The organism is Streptomyces sp. NPDC000229 (assembly GCF_040300825.1).
GTDB lineage: Bacteria > Actinomycetota > Actinomycetes > Streptomycetales > Streptomycetaceae > Streptomyces.
Genome location: NZ_JBEPEL010000108.1, coordinates 1 through 20,812, shown reverse-complemented (window position 1 = coordinate 20,812; position 20,812 = coordinate 1). Strand labels below are relative to the sequence as shown.

Sequence of the window (20,812 nt, the reverse complement as noted above, 5' to 3'; positions counted from 1 at the left end):
CGCTGCTCTCCCGTGAGGACCTGGGTCTGCGACTGATCGCGGGACCGGACGAGGCGGACGTCCACTGGGTGCACACCTCCGAGATGGGCGACCCGCCCGCGCCCCCTCGCGTGTGGGGCGCCGCGCCGCACCGGTCGCGTGCCGCCCACCCCACCTGCCCTACCGGGGCTGACTCCGCGCGCGTGCCGCCCACCCCACCTGCCCTACCGGGGCCGACTCCGCGCGCGTGCCGCCCACCCCACCTGCCCTACCGGGGCTGACCCCGCGCGCGTGCCGTCCGCCCCACGCCCCCACCGGGGCCGACCCCGCGCGCGTGCCGCCCACCGCGCCGGCCCTACCGGGGCCGAACCCCCGGGCCGGCCGGTCGCGTCGCGGCGGCCGTCTCGTACCGTCCCGCCGCCGCTCTGCGGAGTCGTCGCGCGCGGGTGGGGGTCACTCGCCGTTTCTGGTCCGGAACAGCGGGCAAGCAGCCGAAAAAAGGGCATGAAGTCCGGTTTACGTCGCTCCGACCGGACAACCTGTGGCCAAGGATCACCGTCTTGTCTCCGGGGGCGGGACCGCGGGGTCCCGGCTGACGTGAACGGAGCGTTGATGAAGGTCTCCTTCCTCATCCACACCATCTATGGCATCGGCGGCACCATCCGCACCACGCTGAACCTCGCGGAGGAGCTCGCCGGACGGCATGAGGTGGAGATCGTCTCCGTGTTCCGGCACCGGGACGAGCCGCTCTTCGCGATCGACCCGCGCATCTCCGTCGTACCGCTCATCGACACCCGCCCCGCCTCCCCGGCCAACGAGAAGACGCATGAGCGGCACCTCCAGCCGGCCGAGCACTTCCCGAAGAACGAGGCCCGGTACAAGGAGTACAGCCGCCTCACCGACGAACGCGTCCGCGCGCACTACGCCGGTGCCGGCTCCGACGCCGACGTCGTGATCGGCACCCGGCCCGGACTCGTCGCGTACGTCACCGAGTTCGCGCCCGAAGGCGCTGTGCTCATCGGCCAGGAGCACATGACGCACAACCACCACAAGCCCGCCTTGCGGGCCGAGATGGCCGGGTTCCTGACCGGACTCGACGCGTTCGTCACCGTCTCCGAGGGGGACGCCGCCTCCTGGCGCGCGCAGATGCCGCTGCCCGGCACCCGGGTGCTCGCCATCCCCAACAGCGTTCCGGAGCCGGTCGTCACGCCCTCCGACACCTCGGGCACCACCATCATGGCGGCCGGGCGGCTGGCGTCCGAGAAGCAGTACCACGTGCTGATCGAGGCGTTCGCCGAGGTCGTCGCCCAACGCCCCGAGTGGACGCTGCGCATCTGCGGCTGGGGCAACCAGAAGGACCGGCTCCGCAAGAAGATCGACCAACTGGGCCTGTACAACAGCGTCCACCTCATGGGGCCGCGTTCTCCCATCGAGCCCGAGTGGGTCAAGGGCGCGATAGCCGTGTCCACGTCCCGCCACGAGTCCTTCGGCATGACGCTCGTGGAGGCGATGCGCTGCGGTCTGCCCGTGGTGTCCACCGACTGCGACTACGGCCCCCGGGAGATCATCGAGGACGGCGAGGACGGCTTCCTCGTACCCGTCGGCGACGTCGACGCCATCGCCGCCGCGCTGCTCCGGCTCATCGACGACCCGCAGCTCCGCCGCCGCATGGGCGCCGCGGCCCTCGCCAACGCCCGCCGCTTCGACCCGGGCCCGGTGGCCAAGCAGTACGAGGAGCTGTTCACCGAGCTCGGCGCGGCCGCCACCCACCGTGCCGGTGAACCGCGACGGCCCGCCCCCGTCCCCGTGCCCGAAACCGTCGCCGACTGCGTCGTGGCCGACGACGGCACCCTCACCGTGACGCTGCTCACCCCGCGCGAGGGCGCTCGCCTGGTGGCCGGACAGCACAGCTTCCCCTTCGACGCGCACGGCACCGCGACCGTCCCGGCCGGGACGCCGTTCGCCGAGGGCGTGCACCCCGCCCACCTCGAATTGCCCGGAGCCGCCGGGCCGGTACCGCTCGCCACCCGCGCCGTCGACCAGCGCGGCGCGATGCGCGCGGCGGACCGGCAGCGCGCCGGCGAACCGGTCCGGCAGCTGGTTCCGTATACAAGGAGTGGTGCTCTGGCGCTCCGCTCCTGGGTGCGGCCCGTCCACGCCGAGGTGGGCGACGTCCGGATCGAGAACGGGACGATCATCCTGTCCGCGCGGTTCCACGGCGCGGCCGCGCCCAGTGGCGAACCGATTCTCCTGCTGCGGCGGCGCGGCAAGGCGCCACTGGAGCTGTCCTTCCCGGGAACCGGGAACGGCACGGACGGTTTCCGCTTCACCTTCTCCTGCACCGCTCCCGCCGCCCGTCAGCAGGACCCGCACGATGTGTGGGACCTGTGGCTCAGGCCCGCTCCGGACGCCGAGCCGGTCCGGCTCGGGCGCTTCCTCGACGACGTAGTGGAGAAGGGCTCCCTCTTCCCGTACCCCTCGATTGAACTGCGCAAGAAGCAACCGCTGGGAGCGGTGCGCGCCCTCGTCAGGAAGCTGGCGGGCAAGCCGCGGGAAGGGGTCGTCGTCAAGGTTTTCTACAGCGCCGCCAACGACCTCGTACTCAACGTCGTCGACAAGCCGACCACGTGATGTCCGTCACCGGGGCACCGTCGCGGTGCCCGTCCGCTCTCCCTGGCCACAGCGTGAACACCAGGTGTCGTGCGGGTGTGGGGTGCCCTCTGTCCGCCTTGCGAGACGGTCACGGAGAGTGCGACCATCAGCCCGTCCCCCAGTCGTCGCAAGGTAGGTCGTTCTGTGTCAGCGCCGCATGAAGCCAAGACTCGCACCACAGCTGTCGTGCTCGCCGGCGGTACCGGCCAGCGCGTGGGCCTTTCGATCCCGAAGCAGCTGCTGAAGATCGCGGGCAAGGCGGTCATCGAGCACACGCTGACGATCTTCGAACAGGCGGAGTGCGTCGACGACGTGATCGTGCTGATGGCGCCGGGTTTCGTGCCCGACGTCGAGAAGATCATCGCCAAGGCGGGGCTCACCAAGGTCACCCGCGTCATCGAGGGCGGCGCCACCCGCAACGAGACCACCGAGCGTGCCATCCAGGCCCTCGGCGAGGGACTCGGCGAGGGTGAGGACCTCAACGTCCTCTTCCATGACGCGGTGCGTCCGCTTCTGTCACAGCGCGTCATCAAGGACTGCGTCGACGCCCTCGACCGCTACCAGGCCGTCGACGTCGCCATCCCGTCCGCGGACACGATCATCGTGACCCGCACCCACGGCGAGGACGGCGAGTTCATCACCGACGTCCCCGACCGCTCCCGGCTGCGCCGCGGCCAGACGCCGCAGGCGTTCAAGCTGTCCACGATCCGGCGGGCGTACGAGATCGCGGCCGGCGACCCCAACTTCCAGGCGACGGACGACTGCAGTGTCGTCCTGAAGTACCTGCCGGACGTGCCGATCTACGTCGTCGCGGGCGACGAGTACAACATGAAGGTCACCCAGCCCGTCGACGTCTTCATCGCCGACAAGCTCTTCCAGCTGGCCTCCACCGCCGCTCCGCGCCAGGCCGACGAGGCCGCCTACCGCGAGCTGCTGTCCGGCAGGACCCTCGTCGTCTTCGGTGGTTCGTACGGCATCGGCGCCGACATCGCCGCCCTCGCCGAGCGGTACGGTTCGACGGTGTACGCCCTGGGCCGCTCCACCACCGGCACGCACGTGGAGAATCCCGAGCACGTCGAGGAGGCGCTCGCCACGGCGTACGCGGAGAGCGGCCGTATCGACTACGTCATCAACACGGCGGGCGTCCTGCGCATCGGCAAGCTCGCCGAGACCGACAACGCGACCATTCAGGAAGCGTTGAACGTCAATTACCTGGCGCCCGTGCAGATCGCCCGCGCCTCGTACAAATACCTGGTCGAGACCAAGGGGCAGCTCCTGCTCTACACCTCCTCCAGCTACACTCGCGGCCGTGCCGAGTACAGCCTTTACTCGTCCACCAAGGCCGCCATGGTGAATCTCACCCAGGCCCTCGCCGACGAATGGGCCGGCGATGGAATCCGGGTGAATTGCGTCAACCCCGAGCGCACCGCCACCCCGATGCGTACGAAGGCGTTCGGCCAGGAGCCCGCCGGATCGCTGCTCTCCTCCGAGGCCGTGGCCCGGACCTCGCTGGACGTGCTGCTGTCCGAGCTCACCGGCCATGTCATCGACGTACGGCAGCAGGACCCCACCCGTGGGGCGAGCGAGGCGTCGGGCTTCGAGCAGGCCCTGGCCTCCGTGCTGGACCGACAGGAAGATGTGTAATACTCACCAGATGTGTTCTTCGGGCCTCTGTGTCGCATTGTGCGAATGCAGAGGCCCGAGTTCGTAAGAGTCCCAAAGATTTCATAACGGCTCGTGAAGTCAGTCCGTGAAAACCCCTGACCTCACGAGAGTTTTGTCCATGTGAAAAAACCGGCACCCCCTTCTGGAGCAGGTTCTTCGTGATTTCGACCGCCATTCGCCTGGCACGTGTGGGCAGTGCTTCAGAGCTCGCCGCGGCAGTCCTCCTGGGACTGGGTTATCCGTGCGTCATGCTCGCCGCCCTCCTGCCGAACCTCTGGTTCTTCGCGGCCGCCGGTGCCGTGACCTACGTCGCCGACTGGTATCTGCACCAGAAGAACAGTTACCTGATCAACCGGCTGAGCAAGGTCAGAGCCGGTCTGCCGATCCGCTTCCTGCTGCGCCAGCTGCTGCTGATCATGCTGCTCGCCCGCGAAGGCCTCGCCGAACAGCCCGTGTTCTACGCGGCGGTCGCCTGCTTCCTGCTCTTCTTCGGCCTCCAGGCCCCGCAGGGCGCCCTCGCCACCCTCATCCGGCTGCGCCGCACCATGCCGGTCGTCACCCGCAACATCGACCTCAACGCCGTACGCATCCCCGACGCCCCGCCGCAGGCGCTGCTCAGCCGCTCCGCCGAGAAGATGCTGCACCTCGACATCCCCGCCATGGCGGGCGTGGTCGTCGCGGTCGCCACCGGCCGGAACGTCATCGGGTACGCGGGTGTCGCCGCCACTCTCGCGCTGGGCCTGCTCTACACCGCGGCCCTCGTCCCGTACCTGCGGCGCAAGCGCCGTGTGCCGACCGCGGGCGCCGTCCTCAAGGCCGTCGGCACCTGGCTGCGCGAGTACCAGCCGACCGTCGCCCTGTACTTCTCCGGCTCCGACGAATCCGCGTACCAGGTCAACATGTGGCTGGAGACCATGGAGCAGGTCGAGGGCCGGCCGCTGATCATCATGCGCGAGCGGAACCTGGTCGACAAGCTCAACCCCACGTCCGTGCCGATCCTGTGCGTGCCCGGTGGCCAGCACCTGATGGCCATGGACCTGTCGTCGATCCGCGTCACCCTGTACGCCGCCAACGTCGGCAAGAACATCCACATGCTGCGCGTACCGACCATGAAGCACGTCTTCATCGGGCACGGCGACAGCGACAAGCTCGCCAGCGTCAACCCGTTCTCCAAGGTGTACGACGAGGTGTGGACCGCCGGCCAGGCCGGCCGGGACCGGTACGCGCTCGCCGATGTCGGCGTCCGCGACGAGGACATCGTCGAGGTGGGCCGCCCGCAACTCGCGCCGATCAAGACCTGGACCGGCGCCCCGAAGAACCCGATCCCGACCATCCTGTACGCCCCCACCTGGGAGGGCTGGGACAACAACCCCGGAAACACCTCGCTGCTGCTGGCCGGTGAGAACATCATGAAGCGGCTGCTGAACGCCCCGCAGCCGGTCCGGGTGATCTACAAGCCGCATCCCTTCACCGGGCTCGTCAACAAGAAGGCCAAGGCCGTCGACGAGCGCCTCCAGAAGATGGTCACCGCCGCCAACGCCGAGCGCGCCACCGACCCGCGCTGGGCGAGGGAGACCGCCGCCGCGCAGGGCACACAGGCCGCGGCGCGCGCCGAACTGGCCCGCATCGAGGCACGGATCGCGCGGCTCTCCGCCACCGGCCGCAAGGGCGGCGACGAGGCCGAGGAGTCGCGCGTCTCGCTCGCCGACCCGCAGCGCCTCGCCGAGATCAAGCGGCTGCGGGCCGAGTGGAACGAGGCGTACTGGCGCTCCTTCGGCTGGTGGGAGCACAAGGTCGTCACCGGCTCCGAGCCGAAGCTGTACGACTGCTTCAACGAGGCCGACGGCATGGTCTCGGACATCTCCAGCGTCGTGTCCGACTTCATCGCGAGCGGCAAGCCGTACGGGGTGACGGACTCCGCCGAACTGGGCGCCGACGAGTTCAAGCGCCAGAACACGGCCGTCCGGGCCGCGGTGATCCTCTCCAACAGCGCCGCCGAGCTGGACGAGCTGCTGGCGGCCGTGGCCGACCCGGCCGCCGACCTGCTCGCCGGTGAGCGGAAGCTGCTCAAGCGGTACCTGCTGGGCCCCGACGAGCCCACCTCCATCGAGCAGTTCAACGCCGCCGTGCGCGCGCTGACCGCCAAGGCGGAGGCCCGCAACAACGGCGTGGCCCAGCGACTTGCGGGCCAGCGGATCGGAGAGCTCGACCAGGAGGCCGACGGGGCGGGCTCCGAGCCGGTGGGCGCCGCTCTCGACACGGTGGCGGAGAAGGGCGCCGAGGAGGCCACGGTGGCGCACTGAGCATCCGGCGCTGCCCGTCGGCGTAAAGCCCGACGTACACCCCGCGGCCCGTAAGTCCCTCGTACGAGGAGCACTTACGGGCCGCTGTGCGTGCCGTCACACCCGGGAAACGCTTTGGGGGCACCATGACGGGCGACCTTCGTCCGCTTACCGCCAGGTAGGGAATGCAGTGGGTGCCGATGACTGAAACCACCCCCGATGTCAGCGTGATCATTGGGGCTTACGAAGCGATGCCGTACCTGGTGAAGTGCCTCGAATCGGTCGAGGCGCAGACACTCGGCGCCGACCGGATCGAGATCGTCGCCGTCGACGACGGCTCGACCGACGGCACGGGGGAGTACCTGGAGGAGTTCGCCACCCGCTCCAAGGTCCCCACGCGCGTCGTCCGGCAGGCCAATTCCGGCGGCCCCGGCGGGCCGCGCAACACCGGACTCGCCCTCGCCCGCGGCCGCTTCGTCTTCTTCCTCGACGCCGACGACTACTTCGGCGAGGAAGCGCTGGAACGTCTCGTCGCCATGGCCGACAAGGCGGGTACGGACGTGGTGCTCGGCAGGACCGTCGGCGTCAACCGCAACGCAGCCAAGTCGATGTGGAAGGAGACGGTCGAACGCGCCGACATCTACCGCTCCAACGTCAAGTACACGCTCAGCGCCCAGAAACTCTTCCGCCGCGACCTGCTCGTCCAGCACGGCATGCGGTTCGACGAATCGCTGAGGACCGGCGAGGACGCCCTGTTCACGCTGGAGGCGTACCTGCGCGGCAGCGGCGTGTCGGTGGTCTCCGACTACACCTGCTACTACCTGGTGGGCCGCGAGGACGGCAAACACCTGACGAAGACCGGCGGTTACGCGCCCCGCTTCGACTCGGCCAAGGCCCTGATGGAACTCATCGCCGCGCACGTACCGGCGGGGGAGCACCGCGACCTGCTCATGCTGAGGCCGTTCACGGTCACCCTGCTCCCGCAGTTCGGCCCCGTCGTGCTCAGGCAGCCCCGCGACATCCTGCTGGCGAAGATGGAACTGGCCGCGCCGCTGATGGCCGCGTACTGGACGCCCGGCGTGGCGGAGCGCCTGAAGACCGAGGACCGGCTGCGCCTGACATGCGTGGCCATGAACCTGCCCGACGCGCTCATGGACGTGGTCGGCTTCCTCCAGGAGGGGAAGCAGCCCGAGCGGGTCCGTCGGCGGGGCCGCGGATACCTGGCGTACCCGCACTTCGGCGACGCGGCGGTGGGCATCCCGGACACCGCCTACGAAGTGCGCGGCGCGCCCGGCCCCTTGACCGTCGCTCGCCGCCGGGCCCGGCGGCTGGCGGGCCGGGCGCTGCGGCGGGTGCGCCGGATGCGGACAGGCGGCTGAGTCCGGCGGGCCGGCCGTCCGGAAGGATGTCCAGCCGCTGGAATACGCGCGCGCCGAATGCCGCTCCTGGCATAGATTTTCCCACGTGACAGTGGCAAGACAGTACGTAACGGAAGCCCGCAGGATCGTCGTCAAGGTCGGTTCCTCGTCCCTGACCACCGCCTCCGGCGGCCTCGACGCCGACCGCGTCGACGCGCTCGTCGACGTACTCGCCAAGGTCCGCAGCGGCGGGGAGAAGGAGATCGTCCTGGTCTCCTCCGGCGCCATCGCGGCCGGGCTCGCGCCGCTCGGCCTCGCCCGCCGCCCCAAGGACCTGGCCCGCCAGCAGGCCGCTGCCAGCGTGGGCCAGGGCCTCCTCGTCGCCCGCTACACCGCCTCCTTCGCCCGCTACGGCGTACGCGTCGGCCAGGTGCTCCTCACCACCGACGACACCAGCCGCCGCGCCCACTACCGCAACGCCTACCGGACCCTCGACCAGCTGCTCGCCATGGGCGCCCTGCCGGTCGTCAACGAGAACGACACGGTCGCCACGGACGAGATCCGGTTCGGCGACAACGACCGGCTCGCCGCCCTGGTGGCCCACCTGGTGCGGGCCGACCTGCTCGTCCTGCTCTCCGACGTGGACGGGCTGTACGACGGCGACCCGTCGAAGCCGGGCACCTCCCGCATCGCGGAGGTGCGCGGACCGGCGGACCTGGAGGGCGTCGAGATCGGCTCGGCCGGGAAGGCGGGCGTCGGCACCGGCGGCATGGTCACCAAGGTCGAGGCGGCCCGGATCGCCGCGGCCGCCGGCGTCCCCGTCGTGCTCACCTCGGCCAGCCGCGCCGCCGACGCCCTCGCGGGCCGCGACACCGGTACGTACTTCCGCCGCACCGGCCGCCGCTCCGCCGACCGGCTGCTGTGGCTGGCCCACGCCTCCACCCCGCAAGGCGCCCTGGTCCTGGACGACGGGGCGGTGCGGGCTGTCGTCGAGGGCAAGAAGTCGCTGCTCCCGGCGGGCATCGCGGCCGTCGAGGGAGAGTTCGGCGCCGGGGACCCCGTCGAGCTGCGCGACGCCTCCGGCCGGGCCGTCGCCAGGGGGCTGGTCACCTTCGACTCCAAGGAGATCCCCCAGCTCCTGGGCCGGTCCACCAGGGAGCTGGCGAAAGAGCTGGGCCCGGCCTACGAGCGGGAGGTCGTACACAGGGACGATCTCGTCGTCCTCCAGCCCTAGACCGGTCCCAGAACGGCTGAAAGTCCCGCCATCCGCCAGAGACCTTCACCAAAACCGCCCCATGTTCCGCGCAGGACTGGTCAACTTTGTCTCAGGGGTAAGCGGGGTGACAGCACCACGACGCACATACAGGAGGCCGCCGGTGAGACGAGCGCGCCCAGGGGCTCCGCCCCGCGGGACGGCCGAACGCGCCTTGACGAGTGTCGAGGCCGGGGCCGACTTCGATGAAGCCGTCGTGGACGACGGCGTCAGAGGCCGACAGGCGGGCAGCGGGCCGGAGCGGCACACCCCGGACCGCCCCGTGTCCAAGCTGTGGCACATCACCCTCAGCGTGTCCGGCCCCCAGGCCCCGCTGAAGGACGTCAGACGGGCCCTGGAGCAGCTCGCCCACGACCATCCGTTCCTGCTGACCAGCCGGTATGCCACCGATCACGCCGAGATCCGGTACTGGGAAGAGGCCCGCGACCTGCACGACGCCGCCGCCGTCGCGCTGCGGCTGTGGGGCGAGCACCGGCAGAGCGCCGGGCTGCCGCCGTGGGAGATCGTCGGCCTGGAGGTCATCGACCGCGAGACGTACCACCTGCGGATCGCGGAGGGATACGGCCCGCCGCCCGCCGCCCCCGTGGGCGTCCACCCGTACTGATACCGCTTCGCCGTCGTCTCGAAGAGCGGGATATGTGATGGATGCCCGTCGGGAGCGCATTACGCTGCGAGTATGACCTCGTCGCATTCCCCCGCCTCCTCCCCCTCGCCGTCCGTCACGCCGTACGACGACATGACCCCCGTCGCCCGCGCCGCCTACCGGGCGCGCGCCGCCGCCGACGAAATCGCGCCACTCCCGCGCGCGGCCAAGGACGACGCGCTGCTGGCGATCGCGGACGCACTGGAGGTCCGTGCGAACGAGATCGTCGAGGCCAACGCCGAGGACGTCACCCGTGCCAGGGAGGCCGGCACCAGCGAGTCGATCATCGACCGGCTGAAGCTCACCCCCGAGCGGGTGCGCGCCATCGCCGCCGACGTACGGGACGTGGCCGCGCTGCCCGACCCGGTCGGCGAGGTCGTCCGCGGCTCCACCCTCCCCAACGGCATCGACCTCCGGCAGGTCCGCGTCCCGCTCGGCGTCGTCGGGATCATCTACGAGGCCCGGCCCAACGTCACGGTCGACGCCGCCGCCCTGTGCCTGAAGTCCGGCAACGCGGTGTTGCTGCGGGGCTCCTCCTCCGCGTACTCCTCGAACTCCGCCCTCGTGCGCGTCCTGCGGGACGCGGTCGGCGGCGCGGGCCTGCCGGCCGACGCGGTACAGCTGGTGCCCGGCGAGTCCCGCGACTCTGTGCGCGAGCTGATGCGCGCCCGCGGCCTGGTCGACGTCCTGATCCCGCGCGGCGGCGCCTCCCTGATCCGTACGGTCGTCGAGGAATCCACCGTCCCGGTCATCGAGACCGGCACCGGCAACTGCCACGTGTACGTCGACGCCCAGGCCGACCTGGACATGGCCGTCGACATCCTGATCAACTCCAAGGCGCAGCGGCCCAGCGTCTGCAACGCGGCCGAGACGCTCCTCGTCCACCAGGACATCGCCGACACCTTCCTGCCGCGGGCCCTGGACGCCCTCGCCGAGGCGGGCGTCACCGTCCACGGCGACGAGCGGGTGCGGTCGCACGCGGGTGGTTCCAAGGCCACCGTCGTGGCGGCCACCGCCGAGGACTGGGAGACCGAGTACCTCTCGTACGACATCGCCGCCGCCGTCGTCGACTCGCTGGACGCCGCCGTCGCGCACATCCGGCTGTGGACCTCCGGCCACACCGAGGCGATCGTCACCACCTCCCAGGCGGCCGCCCGCCGCTTCACCCAGCTGGTGGACTCCACGACGGTCGCGGTCAATGCGTCCACCCGCTTCACGGACGGCGGCCAGTTCGGCTTCGGCGCCGAGATCGGCATCTCGACGCAGAAGCTGCACGCCCGCGGCCCGATGGGGCTGCCGGAGCTGACGTCGACGAAGTACATCGTCACGGGCGACGGCCACACCCGGTAGGCGCCGTCCGACGGTGTTGCCCTGGGCCGGGGGCTCGGTGGTTGCTGTGGGGGGGTGGGTCCTTGCGGGGGTGGCCTGAGGGGCTGGTCTCGTGGGTGGCGGCCGGTAGGCGCCGTCCGACGGTGTTGCCCTGGGCCGGGGGCTCGGTGGTTGCTGTGGGTGGTGGGTCCTTGCGGGGGTGGCCTGATGCATGCCGCCCAGCGGGGGAGCCGGCCGGGGGTGGGCCTGAGGGGCGCCGCCGCCGGTCGGGGTGGCGGGGGGAGAGTTCGTACTCTCCCTGCCGAAAACCACCTCCCAGGTCTACTCTGGATGCGTGCCGGACGACGTGGGGGGCAAGCCGTTCCCGGACGGCTGGGAGCCCGACGACGACCGCGGGGACGCCGACGAGGACTTCGCCCCCGTGGTGTTCGACGAGGACTTCGTACGGGCCGCCCCGATCCATGAACCCACCGCCGCCGAGCGGCTGTTGGCCGCCGCCCAGGCCCGCGCCGACGCCGAGGCGGCGCGATCCGGGGCGGGCGGTGCCCCGGCCGACGACGAGCCGTACGAGGGCGGGCACGGGCCCGGGGGCCACACCCACGGGGACGCCGACGGGTACGGTCCCGCCGACGGCGCCGGCCCCTACGGGGCGCACGGCGGCGCCCTGCGCCCGTACCGGCCCAGCTCCCGCTGGCACCGGCCGGTCGCCTGGATCCTCGCGGTGGTGATGGGCGTCGGCATGGTCGCCCTGGCCTTCACGGCCGTTTACCGGGGCGGCTCCGGCGGCCGCGGCGGGCAGGTACCGACACCGGCGACCAGCGGCATCGACACCCCACCTCCGACGCCGGTGCAGACCGCTCCCTCCGCCTCCGCCGAGTACAGCGCACCGCCCGTGCCGGCGGCGCCGAGAACGCCCTGAGCACAGCCGCACGTTGTCGCGTACCAGCGCGTTTACCGGGGCCTCGACAGACCTACCCTGAAGGTATGGCAGGGCGTGGCGACCCGCCTGAGGGGACGCCCGAGGGGCTCCCCGGCGGTGGTGAGGACGAGTACCGATCCGTCGTCTTCGACGAGTCGTTCGTCCGCGCTGCCCGCCTCCAGGAATACTCCGCGCAGGAACGCATGGGCGAGCACGCCCAAGCGGTGCGGAGCCGCCCCGAGTGGGGGAGCCCCTCGCCCGGCTCACGCCCCCGGCACGGCGCGCTGGTACTCGTGCTGGTGGTCGCGGTGGTTTTCGCCGCCGTCGTCTACCTCAGCGCCCGGAACACCTACCAGCCGCTGATCGACCGGCGCGCCGAGCCGCTGCGGATCACGGTGGTCCCGCTGGCCCCACGGGGCACGGTCCCGGGCGGAGATCCCGCCACCCTGTACGCCCACAGCCCCGCCGCCCAGTTCCGCTCGGGCGCCGCCGGCATCACCCTCCCGGCCGCCAAGCGCACCGCCCACTTCTCCGAGAGCCAGGTGGTGACCGCGCTGAGTACCGTGAAGGACTACCTGGTGCAGTCCTCGCTGGACCCGGACGTCCTGACCGGGGAAGCCGTCCGGCAGGTGCGGCTGCTGCTCGACCCCGACCAGCTGGGGCAGTTCGACCGCAGCGTCGAGTCCCCGGCCGATGACGGGTGGCACGCCGCGACCGGCTGGCTGGTGCGCTTCGACACGGCCGAGGTGGCTCTGGCGGACACCACCGCGCGCGTACGGGGCACGATGCGGGTGGCCGAGGTGGAGCCCGACCTCCTGGAGGTCACCTCGGACCACACGCTCGTCTACGCGGTGCGCCCGGCGGGCACGGGCGCCGATGCCGACGCGTCACTGTTCACCGTCCGCCGTGAGCTGGCCTTCCGTTTCGACCGCGAGGACCTGCGGATGCACCGGGCGGAGCTGCTGACGAGCCGCGTGCAGGCCGGCCCCCAGTCCTGCTCGGCCGACCCGGCGGGCTCCCTGCACCCGGTGCTCGCCGGGCACCGGTCCGCCCCGGCAGGCCCCGCCCTCACCGACCCGTACGCCATCGGCACCCGCACCACCGCCCTCTGCGGCGCCCTCTCTCCCGCTGCCCAGCCGTCGCCCCCGGGCCGCTGACGCCCATGCGCAGAGGCCGCCGGGCCCGGGAGCCGGTGCGCCGCCGCGCAGGAGGGCGGCCCGCGGTGTGCCCCTGAGGCCGCCCCTGCCGAGGGAGGGCCGGAGGTCCGCATGCGGCCGCCCCACCCGGGCTCGGGCCGGGCGGGACCGCCCGGGGCGGCCCGGGTCAGTCCGTGCCGTGGCCGTTGTTCTCCGCCCGGCCCGGGCCGCCGGGGCCGCCCGTGAACTTGTCGCGGAGCTTGCCGCCGAGGTCGCCCGCGCCGCCGGCTATGTCGCCGACCAGCTTCATCAGCGGGTCCTTGCTGCTGCGCACCGACTCGGCGTAGTGCGATGCGGACTCGCGGAAGGAGTCCGTGACCGAGGTGTCCTTGTCCTCCGTGCGGCGCGGGTAGTGGCCGTCCATGATCCGCTGGTGGTCGCGGCTCTCGGCCCACTTCTTCAGCTCGGCGGCCCGCACGGTGGTGAACGGGTGCGAGCGCGGCAGTACGTTCAGGATCTTGAGCACCGAGTCACGCAGGTCGCCGCCCGCCTCGTACTCCTCCGCCTGCTCGAGGAACGCGTCCACGTTCATCTCGTGCAGGTGGTTGCCGCCCGCGATCTTCATCAGCCCGCGCATCGACGCCTTCAGGTCCTGGCCCACCAGGAGCCCTGCCCGGTCCGCGGACAGCTCGGACTTGCGGAACCACTCGCGCAGCGCCGTCACGATCGCCATGATCGCGACGTTGCCGAGCGGGATCCAGGCCACCTTCATCGCCAGGTTGGTGAGGAACAGCAGCACCGTGCGGTACACGGCGTGGCCCGACAGCGCGTGCCCCACCTCGTGCCCGACGACCGCCCGCATCTCCTCCTCGTCCAGCAGCTCCACGAGCCCGGTCGTGACGACGATGATCGGCTCGTCCAGACCGATGCACATGGCGTTGGGCTTCGGGTCCTGCGTGACGTACATCGCCGGGACCTTCTCCAGGTCCAGGATGTAACAGGCGTCCCGGAGCATGGTGTTGAGGTGGGCGAACTGCGCGTCGCTCACCCGCACCGAGTCGGACAGGAAGAGCAGCCGAAGGCTCCGCTCCGGCAGCAGCCCGCTCAGCGCCTTGAAGACGGTGTCGAAGCCGCTGAGCCTGCGCAGGGCGACGAGCGCGGAGCGGTCCGCCGGGTGTTCGTACGCCCGGGACGAAATGCCCGGGAACCGCCTGCGCTGCCTGCTCGGCACGTTCTCGTGACTGCTGTCGGTCATGGAATGCCCCCTCTTTCGTACGAGACCTGGCCTCGTCCCCCTGACGGCCCCCAGCGTAGGCGCTGGAGCCACGGCGTGACCGGGCCTGTGGACAACCGCGGGAACGCCGGTCGTCCGGCCGCCGGGGCCGTCCCGCTCGCCCGGTTCCCGCTCCGCGTCCACCGCAATACCGACGACAACGACTGAGTCGGCGTGAGCGTGCCCGGACGGCCCGCATACGATGTGCGCGAAGTCTCCGCTCCGACTCCGATGGATAGGTCCTGCCGAAGATGAGCCTCCCCACCACCGCCGCCAGCCTCGTCACGCTCGCCCAGGGCGGCGAGCACGGTGGCAACCACGCCAGCCTCAACCCGTACATCACCGGTGGCGGCGCCCTCGTCGTGCTGCTCCTGCTGCTGTGGATCACCACGCGCTTCAACCGCGACCGCTGAGCCCCGAGGCGTGAGCCCGCGACCGCCGGGACCGCCCGCGGCGCCGTGCCAGTAGGCTCTGCACGCATGGGAGACCAGCAAGTGCCTACCGGTTCCGGCAAACGCCGACTTGGCGTGATGGGCGGGACGTTCGACCCGATCCACCACGGACACCTGGTGGCCGCCAGCGAGGTGGCCGCCCTGTTCCGCCTGGACGAGGTGGTGTTCGTACCGACCGGGCAGCCGTGGCAGAAGAGCCACAAGAATGTCTCCCCGGCGGAGGACCGTTACCTGATGACGGTCATCGCCACGGCGTCCAACCCGCAGTTCTCGGTCAGTCGCATCGACATCGACCGCGGCGGACCGACGTACACCATCGACACGCTGCGGGACCTGCGTGACCTCAACAAGGACACGGATCTGTTCTTCATCACCGGAGCGGACGCGCTGTCCCAGATCATGCCGGGCTGGCGCAACGCCGAGGAGCTCTTCTCGCTCGCCCACTTCATCGGGGTGACCCGCCCGGGTCACGACCTGTCGGACGACGGGCTGCCCGAGGGCGGGGTCTCCCTGGTCGAGGTGCCGGCGCTGGCCATCTCCTCCTCGGACTGCCGGGCGCGGGTCGCCGCGGGCGATCCCGTCTGGTATCTGGTGCCGGACGGTGTGGTGCGCTACATCGACAAGCGCCAGTTGTACCGGGGCGAATGAGCCACGGAGAGGGGCACCGGTGAACGACCAGCAGAACCCGTACGACCCGTACTACCCGCCGCAGCCGCAGATCGTCGGCTACGACGCGTACGGGCAGCCGGTGTACCAGCAGGCTCAGCAGCACCCGCAAGAGCCTCACCAGTCCCAGCAGTACGACCCGTACGCGCAGCCCCAGCAGTCCTACGGCTACGACCAGTACGCCCAGCACCCGCCCCAGCAGCACTACGACCCGTCGTACACGCAGCAGGGGTACGGGTACGAGGGCTACGCCGCCGGGTACGGGACCGCCCCTCAGCAGCCGGCACCGCAGCCCGAGGTCCCGCCCGCGCCTCCCATCGGAGTGCCCGAGCAGCGCCGCCCCGCGCCCGCACCGGAACCCGAGCGGGGAAACGAGCGGGAACCCGAGCGCGAGTACCGCACCGAGCAGTTCTCCTTCGTCGAGGATCCCGACGAGGACTCCGAAGACGTCATCGACTGGCTCAAGTTCACCGAGAGCCGCTCCGAGCGCCGCGAGGAGGCCAAGCGACGCGGCCGCAACCGGGTCGTGGCGCTCGTCGTCGTCCTGGCCGTCGCCCTCATCGGCGGCGTCGGCTACCTGTGGTCCGCCGGCAAGATCCCCGGCCTGTCCGACCAGGAGACCGAGCAGGGCGGCACCGCGAGCGGCCCCCAGAAGCGGGACGTCATCGTCCTGCACCTGCACAACACCAAGAACAAAGAGACCTCGACGGCACTGCTGGTCGACAACGCCACGACCAAACAGGGCACCACCGTCCTGCTGCCGAACTCCCTCTCCGTCGCCAATGACGACGGCACCACCACCACGCTCGCCAAGTCCGTCGACGACGACGGTTCCACCGGCACCCGCGAGGCCCTCGGTTCCCTGCTCGGCACCAGGATCACCGGAACGTGGCGGCTCGACACCCCGTACCTGGAGAACCTGGTCGAGCTGGTCGGCGGCATCGAGATCAGCACGGACGCCGAAGTGCCCGGGGCGAAGAAGGGTGACGCGCCCCTGGTGCCCAAGGGCGGGAACCAGACCCTGAACGGCCGCATGGCCGTGGCGTACGCCACCCACCGCGGTTCCGGCGAGGCGGAGGCCAAGCAGCTGGAGCGGTTCGGCCAGGTCATCCATGGCGTCCTGCGGAAGATGTCCGACGACCCGGAGTCGGCGACGGTCACGGTCCGGACGCTGGCCCAGATCCTCGACCCGTCACTGCCCGAAAAGGACCTGGGCGCCTCCCTCGCCAAGCTCGCCGAGCACGCCAAGATCGGCGACTACAAGACGGCGCTGCTGCCCGTACAGGAGGACGGCACGCTCAGTGAGCAGGCCACGGGAAGTGTGGTGAAGGACATCCTGGGCGGTTCGGTCAGCGCACCGGAGCAGGGCGCGGCCGTACGGGTCGGCGTCAGGAACGCCTCCGGCGACGAGGACGCCACCGAGGCCGCACGGATCGTGCTGGTCAACGGCGGGTATGCGGTCGTCGACGGCGGCAAGGCCGACACGGAGTCGTCGTCGCAGGTCATCTATGGTGACGCGGCGCAGAAGGCGAAGGCCGAGGAGGTCGCCAAGACCCTGGGTCTGCCCGCCGGCGCCGTCCAGAAGGGCACGGCCGCGGCCAACGCGGACGTCACGGTCGTCCTGGGCCAGGATTACGAGGTCGAGCGGGGGGCCGACGGCGGGGCCCGGTAATGGCTTGCCGGGCTGTCGGCGGTACGTGAGACCCTGGGAGTGTTCTGGACCGCCGACGAAAGCTTGCATGTGACCGCCACTGACCGCTCCATCGAGCTCGTGACCGCCGCCGCCCAGGCGGCTGCCGACCGGCTCGCGCACGACATCATCGCCTACGACGTCAGCGACGTGCTGTCGATCACCGACGCCTTCCTGCTCGCCTCCGCCCCCAACGACCGCCAGGTCAAGTCGATCGTGGACGAGATCGAGGAGCGGCTGAACAAGGACCTCGGCGCCAAGCCGGTCCGCCGCGAGGGCGACCGCGACGCCCGCTGGATCCTGCTGGACTACGTCGACATCGTGGTCCACGTCCAGCACAGCGAGGAGCGGGTCTTCTACGCCCTGGAGCGGCTGTGGAAGGACTGCCCCGAGCTGCCCCTGCCCGAGGACGCCCTGAAGACCCGCGGCAAGGCGGAGGAGCACGCCCGGCTCAGCGGCGCCGACGGCTCGGACGGTGAGCTGAGCTGAACGGCACCAAGGGCGGCAGGGGCCGCCGGATCGTCCTCTGGCGGCACGGCCAGACGTCGTGGAATCTGGAGCGCCGTTTCCAGGGCTCCACGGACATCGAGCTGACCGACACGGGCATCGCCCAGGCGCGCCGGGCCGCGCGGCTGCTCGCGGCGCTGAAGCCGGACGCGATCATCGCCTCCGACCTGAAGCGCGCGTCGGCCACGGCCGCCGAGCTGGCCGCGATCACCGGCCACCAGGTCAACCACGACTCCGCGCTGCGTGAAACGTACGCGGGCGAGTGGCAGGGCCTGACCCACCAGGAGATCCTCGAGCGGTACGGCGAGCAGTACGCGGCGTGGAAGCGCGGTGAGCCGGTGCGGCGCGGAGGCGGCGAGCTGGAGACGGAGGTGGCCGACCGGGCCGCCCCCGTGGTGCTGGAAAACGCCGAGAAACTCCCGGACGACGGCACGCTCGTCGTGGTCAGCCACGGCGGCACCATCCGCACCACCATCGGCCGGCTCCTCGGCCTGGAGTCCCGCCACTGGGAGGGCCTTGGCGGGCTCTCGAACTGCTGCTGGTCGGTGCTGGGCGAGGGCGCGCGCGGCTGGCGGCTGCTGGAACACAACGCCGGAACGCTCCCCGAACCGGTCCTCGGCGACGACGACTGACCCGGATTTCACTTTCCGGCAGGTCACAGGCTAAAGTTCTTCTTGTTCGCAGCGCGGAGCGCGAAGAACACGAGGGGCTATAGCTCAGTTGGTAGAGCGCCTGCATGGCATGCAGGAGGTCAGGAGTTCAATTCTCCTTAGCTCCACAGTCACCGGATCCCGTCCCCACCAGGGGGCGGGATTCGTGTTTCCCGGTCCTTCTTGTTGACCGACTTGGCCGACTCGCCGGCCCGGGCGAGGCAGGGCCGGGCCCGTCGGGTGCGGTCGCGGCTGATCGGTGCCGCGACGTTTGGCACACTCTTCCTCAAGCTGTCCGAGCGCCCCGAGTGCGCATGCATCGGCCGGTGCGCTGTGGGTATGTGCCCTGGCGTTGGCCGCCGCGTCGATCGTGCGGGCGTCGGCGGGGCTGGTGCGCCGACCCCGCTGACCCTCGTGCCGTGCCATGGCAGAATCGGACGGCCGGAGGGGGACGACGGTCCGGACGGGAGGGAGTGCGCGATGGCGGCCAGCGGTTTCGAGGAGGCTTCCGACCCGCTCACCGCGGCGCGGCCGCACCCCGGACTCAGCTGTCCCTCGTGCGGTTCGGCCCACGTCGCCCAAGTGCTCGGTGACAATGGCGGAGTGTCCTATGTGTGCACGTCCTGCGGCCACAGCTGGAGCTGATTGATGGGTGCGCACAGGCGGAAATGCGACTGGTGCGGCAGTGGTACGCCGATCGTCCGGGACATGGACCCGGTCAACCCCGAGTACCAGTACTGGTGCGAGGAGTGCGCCCGGGCCCTGATCATAAAAGGCGACCCCATCGAGACCTACCGTGAGCTCGAAGGGGAGCCCATCTACGGGCGCCTGCTCGACGAGCACTGCACCCTCAAGCGGTTCTACTCGTTCGCCACTGCCTGACCCGCCCGCCGGTGCCTGACCCCGAACGCGGCCAACAGGCTCAGACCGACCAGTGTGTAGAGCCCGGACAGCAGCATCTGCCAGCCGTTCTGGTCGAGTTCGAGACGGACCGGGGCGGGCGCGTGCGGCACCCACCACAGGGCGAACGACGCGAACACCAGAGCCGCTGCGGCGGTCCAGGCCGGCCGTACCCGGGTCGCCAGCAGTATCAGCATGGGCACGCACCACACCCAGTGGTGCGACCAGGAGATCGGGCTCACCAGCAGGGCCGTCGTCGCGCACGCCACCACGGCCACCGGCCGGTCGTCGCGCAGCGCCGCCAACACCGCCACCGTGATTCCCGCCACGCCCACGACAACGGCCGCGAGCAGCCACCACACCCCCGGATCGGTGGTGTGCAGCAGCCGGGCCAGCACGCCGTTCAGCGACTGGTTCGCGGTCTCCTCCTTGCGCCCGACCCGACTGGTCTCGAAGATCATCTCGGTCCAGAAGCGGCGTGAGTCGTACGGCAGGACGACGGCGGACGCCACGGTCACGCCCAGGAACACCCCGGTGGCCGTCGCCGCCTGCCGCAGCCACGGGTGCCACCCCCGCCGCCAGCCGCCCGCACGCGCGCGTGCCACCCCCACGACCAGCAGCAGGACGACGAACAGCCCCGGCGTCAGCTTCACCGCCGTGGCCAGGCCGATGCCCACCCCGGCCCACCGGTTGTTCTCCCGCCGCGTCAGGTCCCACAGCACCGCCACCGCGATCAGCAGGTTGATCTGCCCGTACCGCAGCGTCGTCCACACCGGCTCGCACCAGACGAGGACCGCGGCCACCCACAGTGCCGTGCCCGGCCGGTCCCGGCCGACCAGGCGCAGCGACAGATGCACCAACGCCAGCAACAGGAGCAGGTTCCCGGCGGTGGCCAGGGTGCGCATCTCGGGGACGCCGAGCAGCGTCAGCGGCGTGAACAGCAGCGCGGCGAACGGCGGGTACGTCGTCGGCAGGTTCGCCGATGTGGCGCGCATCGCATACAGGTCGCCACCGGCCAGGACGGTCTCGCCCTCCGCGCGGTAGACGGAGAGGTCCAGCATGGTGACATTGGCGGCGCGCTGCGCCATCCAGAAGGCCACGAAGGACAGCAAACAGGCCATTGCGGCGGCGGCGACGGGCAGCTCCCGTAGGCGCGCCCGGAGGGTCAGGGTCACGGTCACGAAGGGCGACGCTACCGGCCAGAGCCCTACCGACCGTAAACGATTTGGTGAACCACCGGGGGGACCGTGTAATGTTCTCTGTGTCGCCGCGAGGGAGACCCCGCGAAGGAAACCCGCAAGGGGGACCCGTCCAGGAGGAGACTCCAGGAGGGCGGCACACCGCAAGGGGCTATAGCTCAGTTGGTAGAGCGCCTGCATGGCATGCAGGAGGTCAGGAGTTCAATTCTCCTTAGCTCCACAGAACGTGGAAGGCGGGC

17 protein-coding genes, 2 tRNA genes and 1 pseudogene are annotated in these 20,812 nt (G+C 70.9%); 18 read left to right on the top strand and 2 right to left on the bottom strand.

The features are described from left to right. The 10 genes and pseudogenes from ABT360_RS32335 to ABT360_RS32290 form a co-directional block, all read left to right on the top strand. A pseudogene (locus ABT360_RS32335) lies at window positions 1-260 on the top strand (hypothetical protein); the annotation flags it as partial. 331 nt (window positions 261-591) lie between these two features. Next, window positions 592-2,610 carry a glycosyltransferase family 4 protein gene (locus ABT360_RS32330; protein WP_351824558.1) on the top strand — a complete coding sequence of 673 codons (2,019 nt, stop codon included), beginning with the start codon at window positions 592-594 and terminating at the stop codon, window positions 2,608-2,610. Between the two features lie 165 nt (window positions 2,611-2,775). Continuing rightward, on the top strand, window positions 2,776-4,275 hold the full coding sequence (locus ABT360_RS32325) for a bifunctional cytidylyltransferase/SDR family oxidoreductase (RefSeq protein WP_351824555.1): 1,500 nt from the start codon (window positions 2,776-2,778) through the stop codon (window positions 4,273-4,275). A gap of 269 nt (window positions 4,276-4,544) precedes the next feature. Continuing rightward, window positions 4,545-6,599 (top strand): hypothetical protein, encoded by a 2,055-nt coding sequence (locus tag ABT360_RS32320; protein WP_444852363.1) that lies wholly within the window; start codon window positions 4,545-4,547, stop codon window positions 6,597-6,599. Between the two features lie 164 nt (window positions 6,600-6,763). Then, window positions 6,764-7,957, top strand: coding sequence for a glycosyltransferase family 2 protein (locus ABT360_RS32315; RefSeq protein ID WP_444852362.1), 1,194 nt, complete (start codon window positions 6,764-6,766; stop codon window positions 7,955-7,957). Window positions 7,958-8,042: 85 nt separating this feature from the next. Then, entirely contained in the window at window positions 8,043-9,170 is a 1,128-nt protein-coding gene (gene proB / locus ABT360_RS32310; protein ID WP_351824546.1) for a glutamate 5-kinase, read from the top strand. 142 nt (window positions 9,171-9,312) lie between these two features. Next, window positions 9,313-9,813: a hypothetical protein gene (locus tag ABT360_RS32305; RefSeq protein WP_351824544.1), complete on the top strand. Its 501-nt coding sequence runs from the start codon at window positions 9,313-9,315 to the stop codon at window positions 9,811-9,813. Between the two features lie 72 nt (window positions 9,814-9,885). Beyond that, window positions 9,886-11,202 carry a glutamate-5-semialdehyde dehydrogenase gene (locus ABT360_RS32300; RefSeq protein ID WP_351824541.1) on the top strand — a complete coding sequence of 439 codons (1,317 nt, stop codon included), beginning with the start codon at window positions 9,886-9,888 and terminating at the stop codon, window positions 11,200-11,202. Between the two features lie 313 nt (window positions 11,203-11,515). Next, the gene (locus ABT360_RS32295) at window positions 11,516-12,100 is read left to right on the top strand and encodes an SCO2584 family spore wall biosynthesis protein (RefSeq protein WP_351824538.1); all 585 of its coding nucleotides are present in this window, start codon (window positions 11,516-11,518) and stop codon (window positions 12,098-12,100) included. A 65-nt stretch (window positions 12,101-12,165) separates the two neighbouring features. Beyond that, entirely contained in the window at window positions 12,166-13,257 is a 1,092-nt protein-coding gene (locus ABT360_RS32290; protein WP_351824536.1) for an SCO2583 family membrane protein, read from the top strand. A 166-nt stretch (window positions 13,258-13,423) separates the two neighbouring features. Here ABT360_RS32290 and ABT360_RS32285 read toward each other — a convergent pair whose 3' ends face one another. Further along, on the bottom strand, window positions 13,424-14,491 hold the full coding sequence (locus ABT360_RS32285; RefSeq protein WP_351824533.1) for a M48 family metallopeptidase: 1,068 nt from the start codon (window positions 14,489-14,491) through the stop codon (window positions 13,424-13,426). A 269-nt stretch (window positions 14,492-14,760) separates the two neighbouring features. Here ABT360_RS32285 and ABT360_RS32280 point away from each other — a divergent pair, with 269 nt between their 5' ends. The 7 genes from ABT360_RS32280 (at window position 14,761) to ABT360_RS32250 (ending at window position 19,356) form a co-directional block, all read left to right on the top strand. Next, complete coding sequence (locus ABT360_RS32280) at window positions 14,761-14,922, top strand: hypothetical protein (protein ID WP_179166370.1); 162 nt, start codon at window positions 14,761-14,763, stop codon at window positions 14,920-14,922. Window positions 14,923-14,988: 66 nt separating this feature from the next. Continuing rightward, window positions 14,989-15,609, top strand: coding sequence for a nicotinate-nucleotide adenylyltransferase (gene nadD / locus ABT360_RS32275; RefSeq protein WP_351824529.1), 621 nt, complete (start codon window positions 14,989-14,991; stop codon window positions 15,607-15,609). Window positions 15,610-15,628: 19 nt separating this feature from the next. Next, window positions 15,629-17,299 (top strand): LytR C-terminal domain-containing protein, encoded by a 1,671-nt coding sequence (locus ABT360_RS32270; protein ID WP_351824526.1) that lies wholly within the window; start codon window positions 15,629-15,631, stop codon window positions 17,297-17,299. Between the two features lie 69 nt (window positions 17,300-17,368). Next, entirely contained in the window at window positions 17,369-17,806 is a 438-nt protein-coding gene (gene rsfS / locus ABT360_RS32265; RefSeq protein ID WP_351824523.1) for a ribosome silencing factor, read from the top strand. Beyond that, complete coding sequence (locus tag ABT360_RS32260; RefSeq protein WP_351824560.1) at window positions 17,803-18,456, top strand: histidine phosphatase family protein; 654 nt, start codon at window positions 17,803-17,805, stop codon at window positions 18,454-18,456. Before rsfS ends, ABT360_RS32260 begins: the two co-directional genes overlap by 4 nt. Window positions 18,457-18,529: 73 nt before the next feature. Then, window positions 18,530-18,602, top strand: a tRNA-Ala gene (locus tag ABT360_RS32255). A 520-nt stretch (window positions 18,603-19,122) separates the two neighbouring features. Further along, a complete protein-coding gene (locus ABT360_RS32250; RefSeq protein WP_026277450.1) occupies window positions 19,123-19,356 on the top strand; it encodes a hypothetical protein in 234 nt (77 codons plus the stop codon). Here the strand turns inward: ABT360_RS32250 and ABT360_RS32245 are convergent. After that, entirely contained in the window at window positions 19,335-20,555 is a 1,221-nt protein-coding gene (locus tag ABT360_RS32245) for a glycosyltransferase 87 family protein (RefSeq protein WP_351824520.1), read from the bottom strand. The two genes, ABT360_RS32250 and ABT360_RS32245, sit on opposite strands and share 22 nt — an antisense overlap. Window positions 20,556-20,720: 165 nt before the next feature. On the opposite strand from ABT360_RS32245, the gene ABT360_RS32240 reads away from it, so the two are divergent. Continuing rightward, window positions 20,721-20,793: transfer RNA gene (locus ABT360_RS32240), tRNA-Ala, on the top strand. Window positions 20,794-20,812: the final 19 nt, after the last annotated feature.

Excerpts from the sequence above, each read along its gene's own strand:
- ABT360_RS32330 (WP_351824558.1), top strand. The coding sequence starts at position 592 with ATGAAGGTCTCCTTCCTCATCCACACCATCTATGGCATCGGCGGCACC.
- ABT360_RS32320 (WP_444852363.1), top strand. The coding sequence starts at position 4,545 with ATGCTCGCCGCCCTCCTGCCGAACCTCTGGTTCTTCGCGGCCGCCGGT.
- ABT360_RS32315 (WP_444852362.1), top strand. The coding sequence starts at position 6,764 with ATGCAGTGGGTGCCGATGACTGAAACCACCCCCGATGTCAGCGTGATC.
- ABT360_RS32300 (WP_351824541.1), top strand. The coding sequence starts at position 9,886 with ATGACCTCGTCGCATTCCCCCGCCTCCTCCCCCTCGCCGTCCGTCACG.
- ABT360_RS32290 (WP_351824536.1), top strand. The coding sequence starts at position 12,166 with ATGGCAGGGCGTGGCGACCCGCCTGAGGGGACGCCCGAGGGGCTCCCC.
- ABT360_RS32285 (WP_351824533.1), bottom strand. The coding sequence starts at position 14,491 with ATGACCGACAGCAGTCACGAGAACGTGCCGAGCAGGCAGCGCAGGCGG.
- ABT360_RS32280 (WP_179166370.1), top strand. The coding sequence starts at position 14,761 with ATGAGCCTCCCCACCACCGCCGCCAGCCTCGTCACGCTCGCCCAGGGC.
- nadD (WP_351824529.1), top strand. The coding sequence starts at position 14,989 with ATGGGAGACCAGCAAGTGCCTACCGGTTCCGGCAAACGCCGACTTGGC.
- ABT360_RS32250 (WP_026277450.1), top strand. The coding sequence starts at position 19,123 with ATGGGTGCGCACAGGCGGAAATGCGACTGGTGCGGCAGTGGTACGCCG.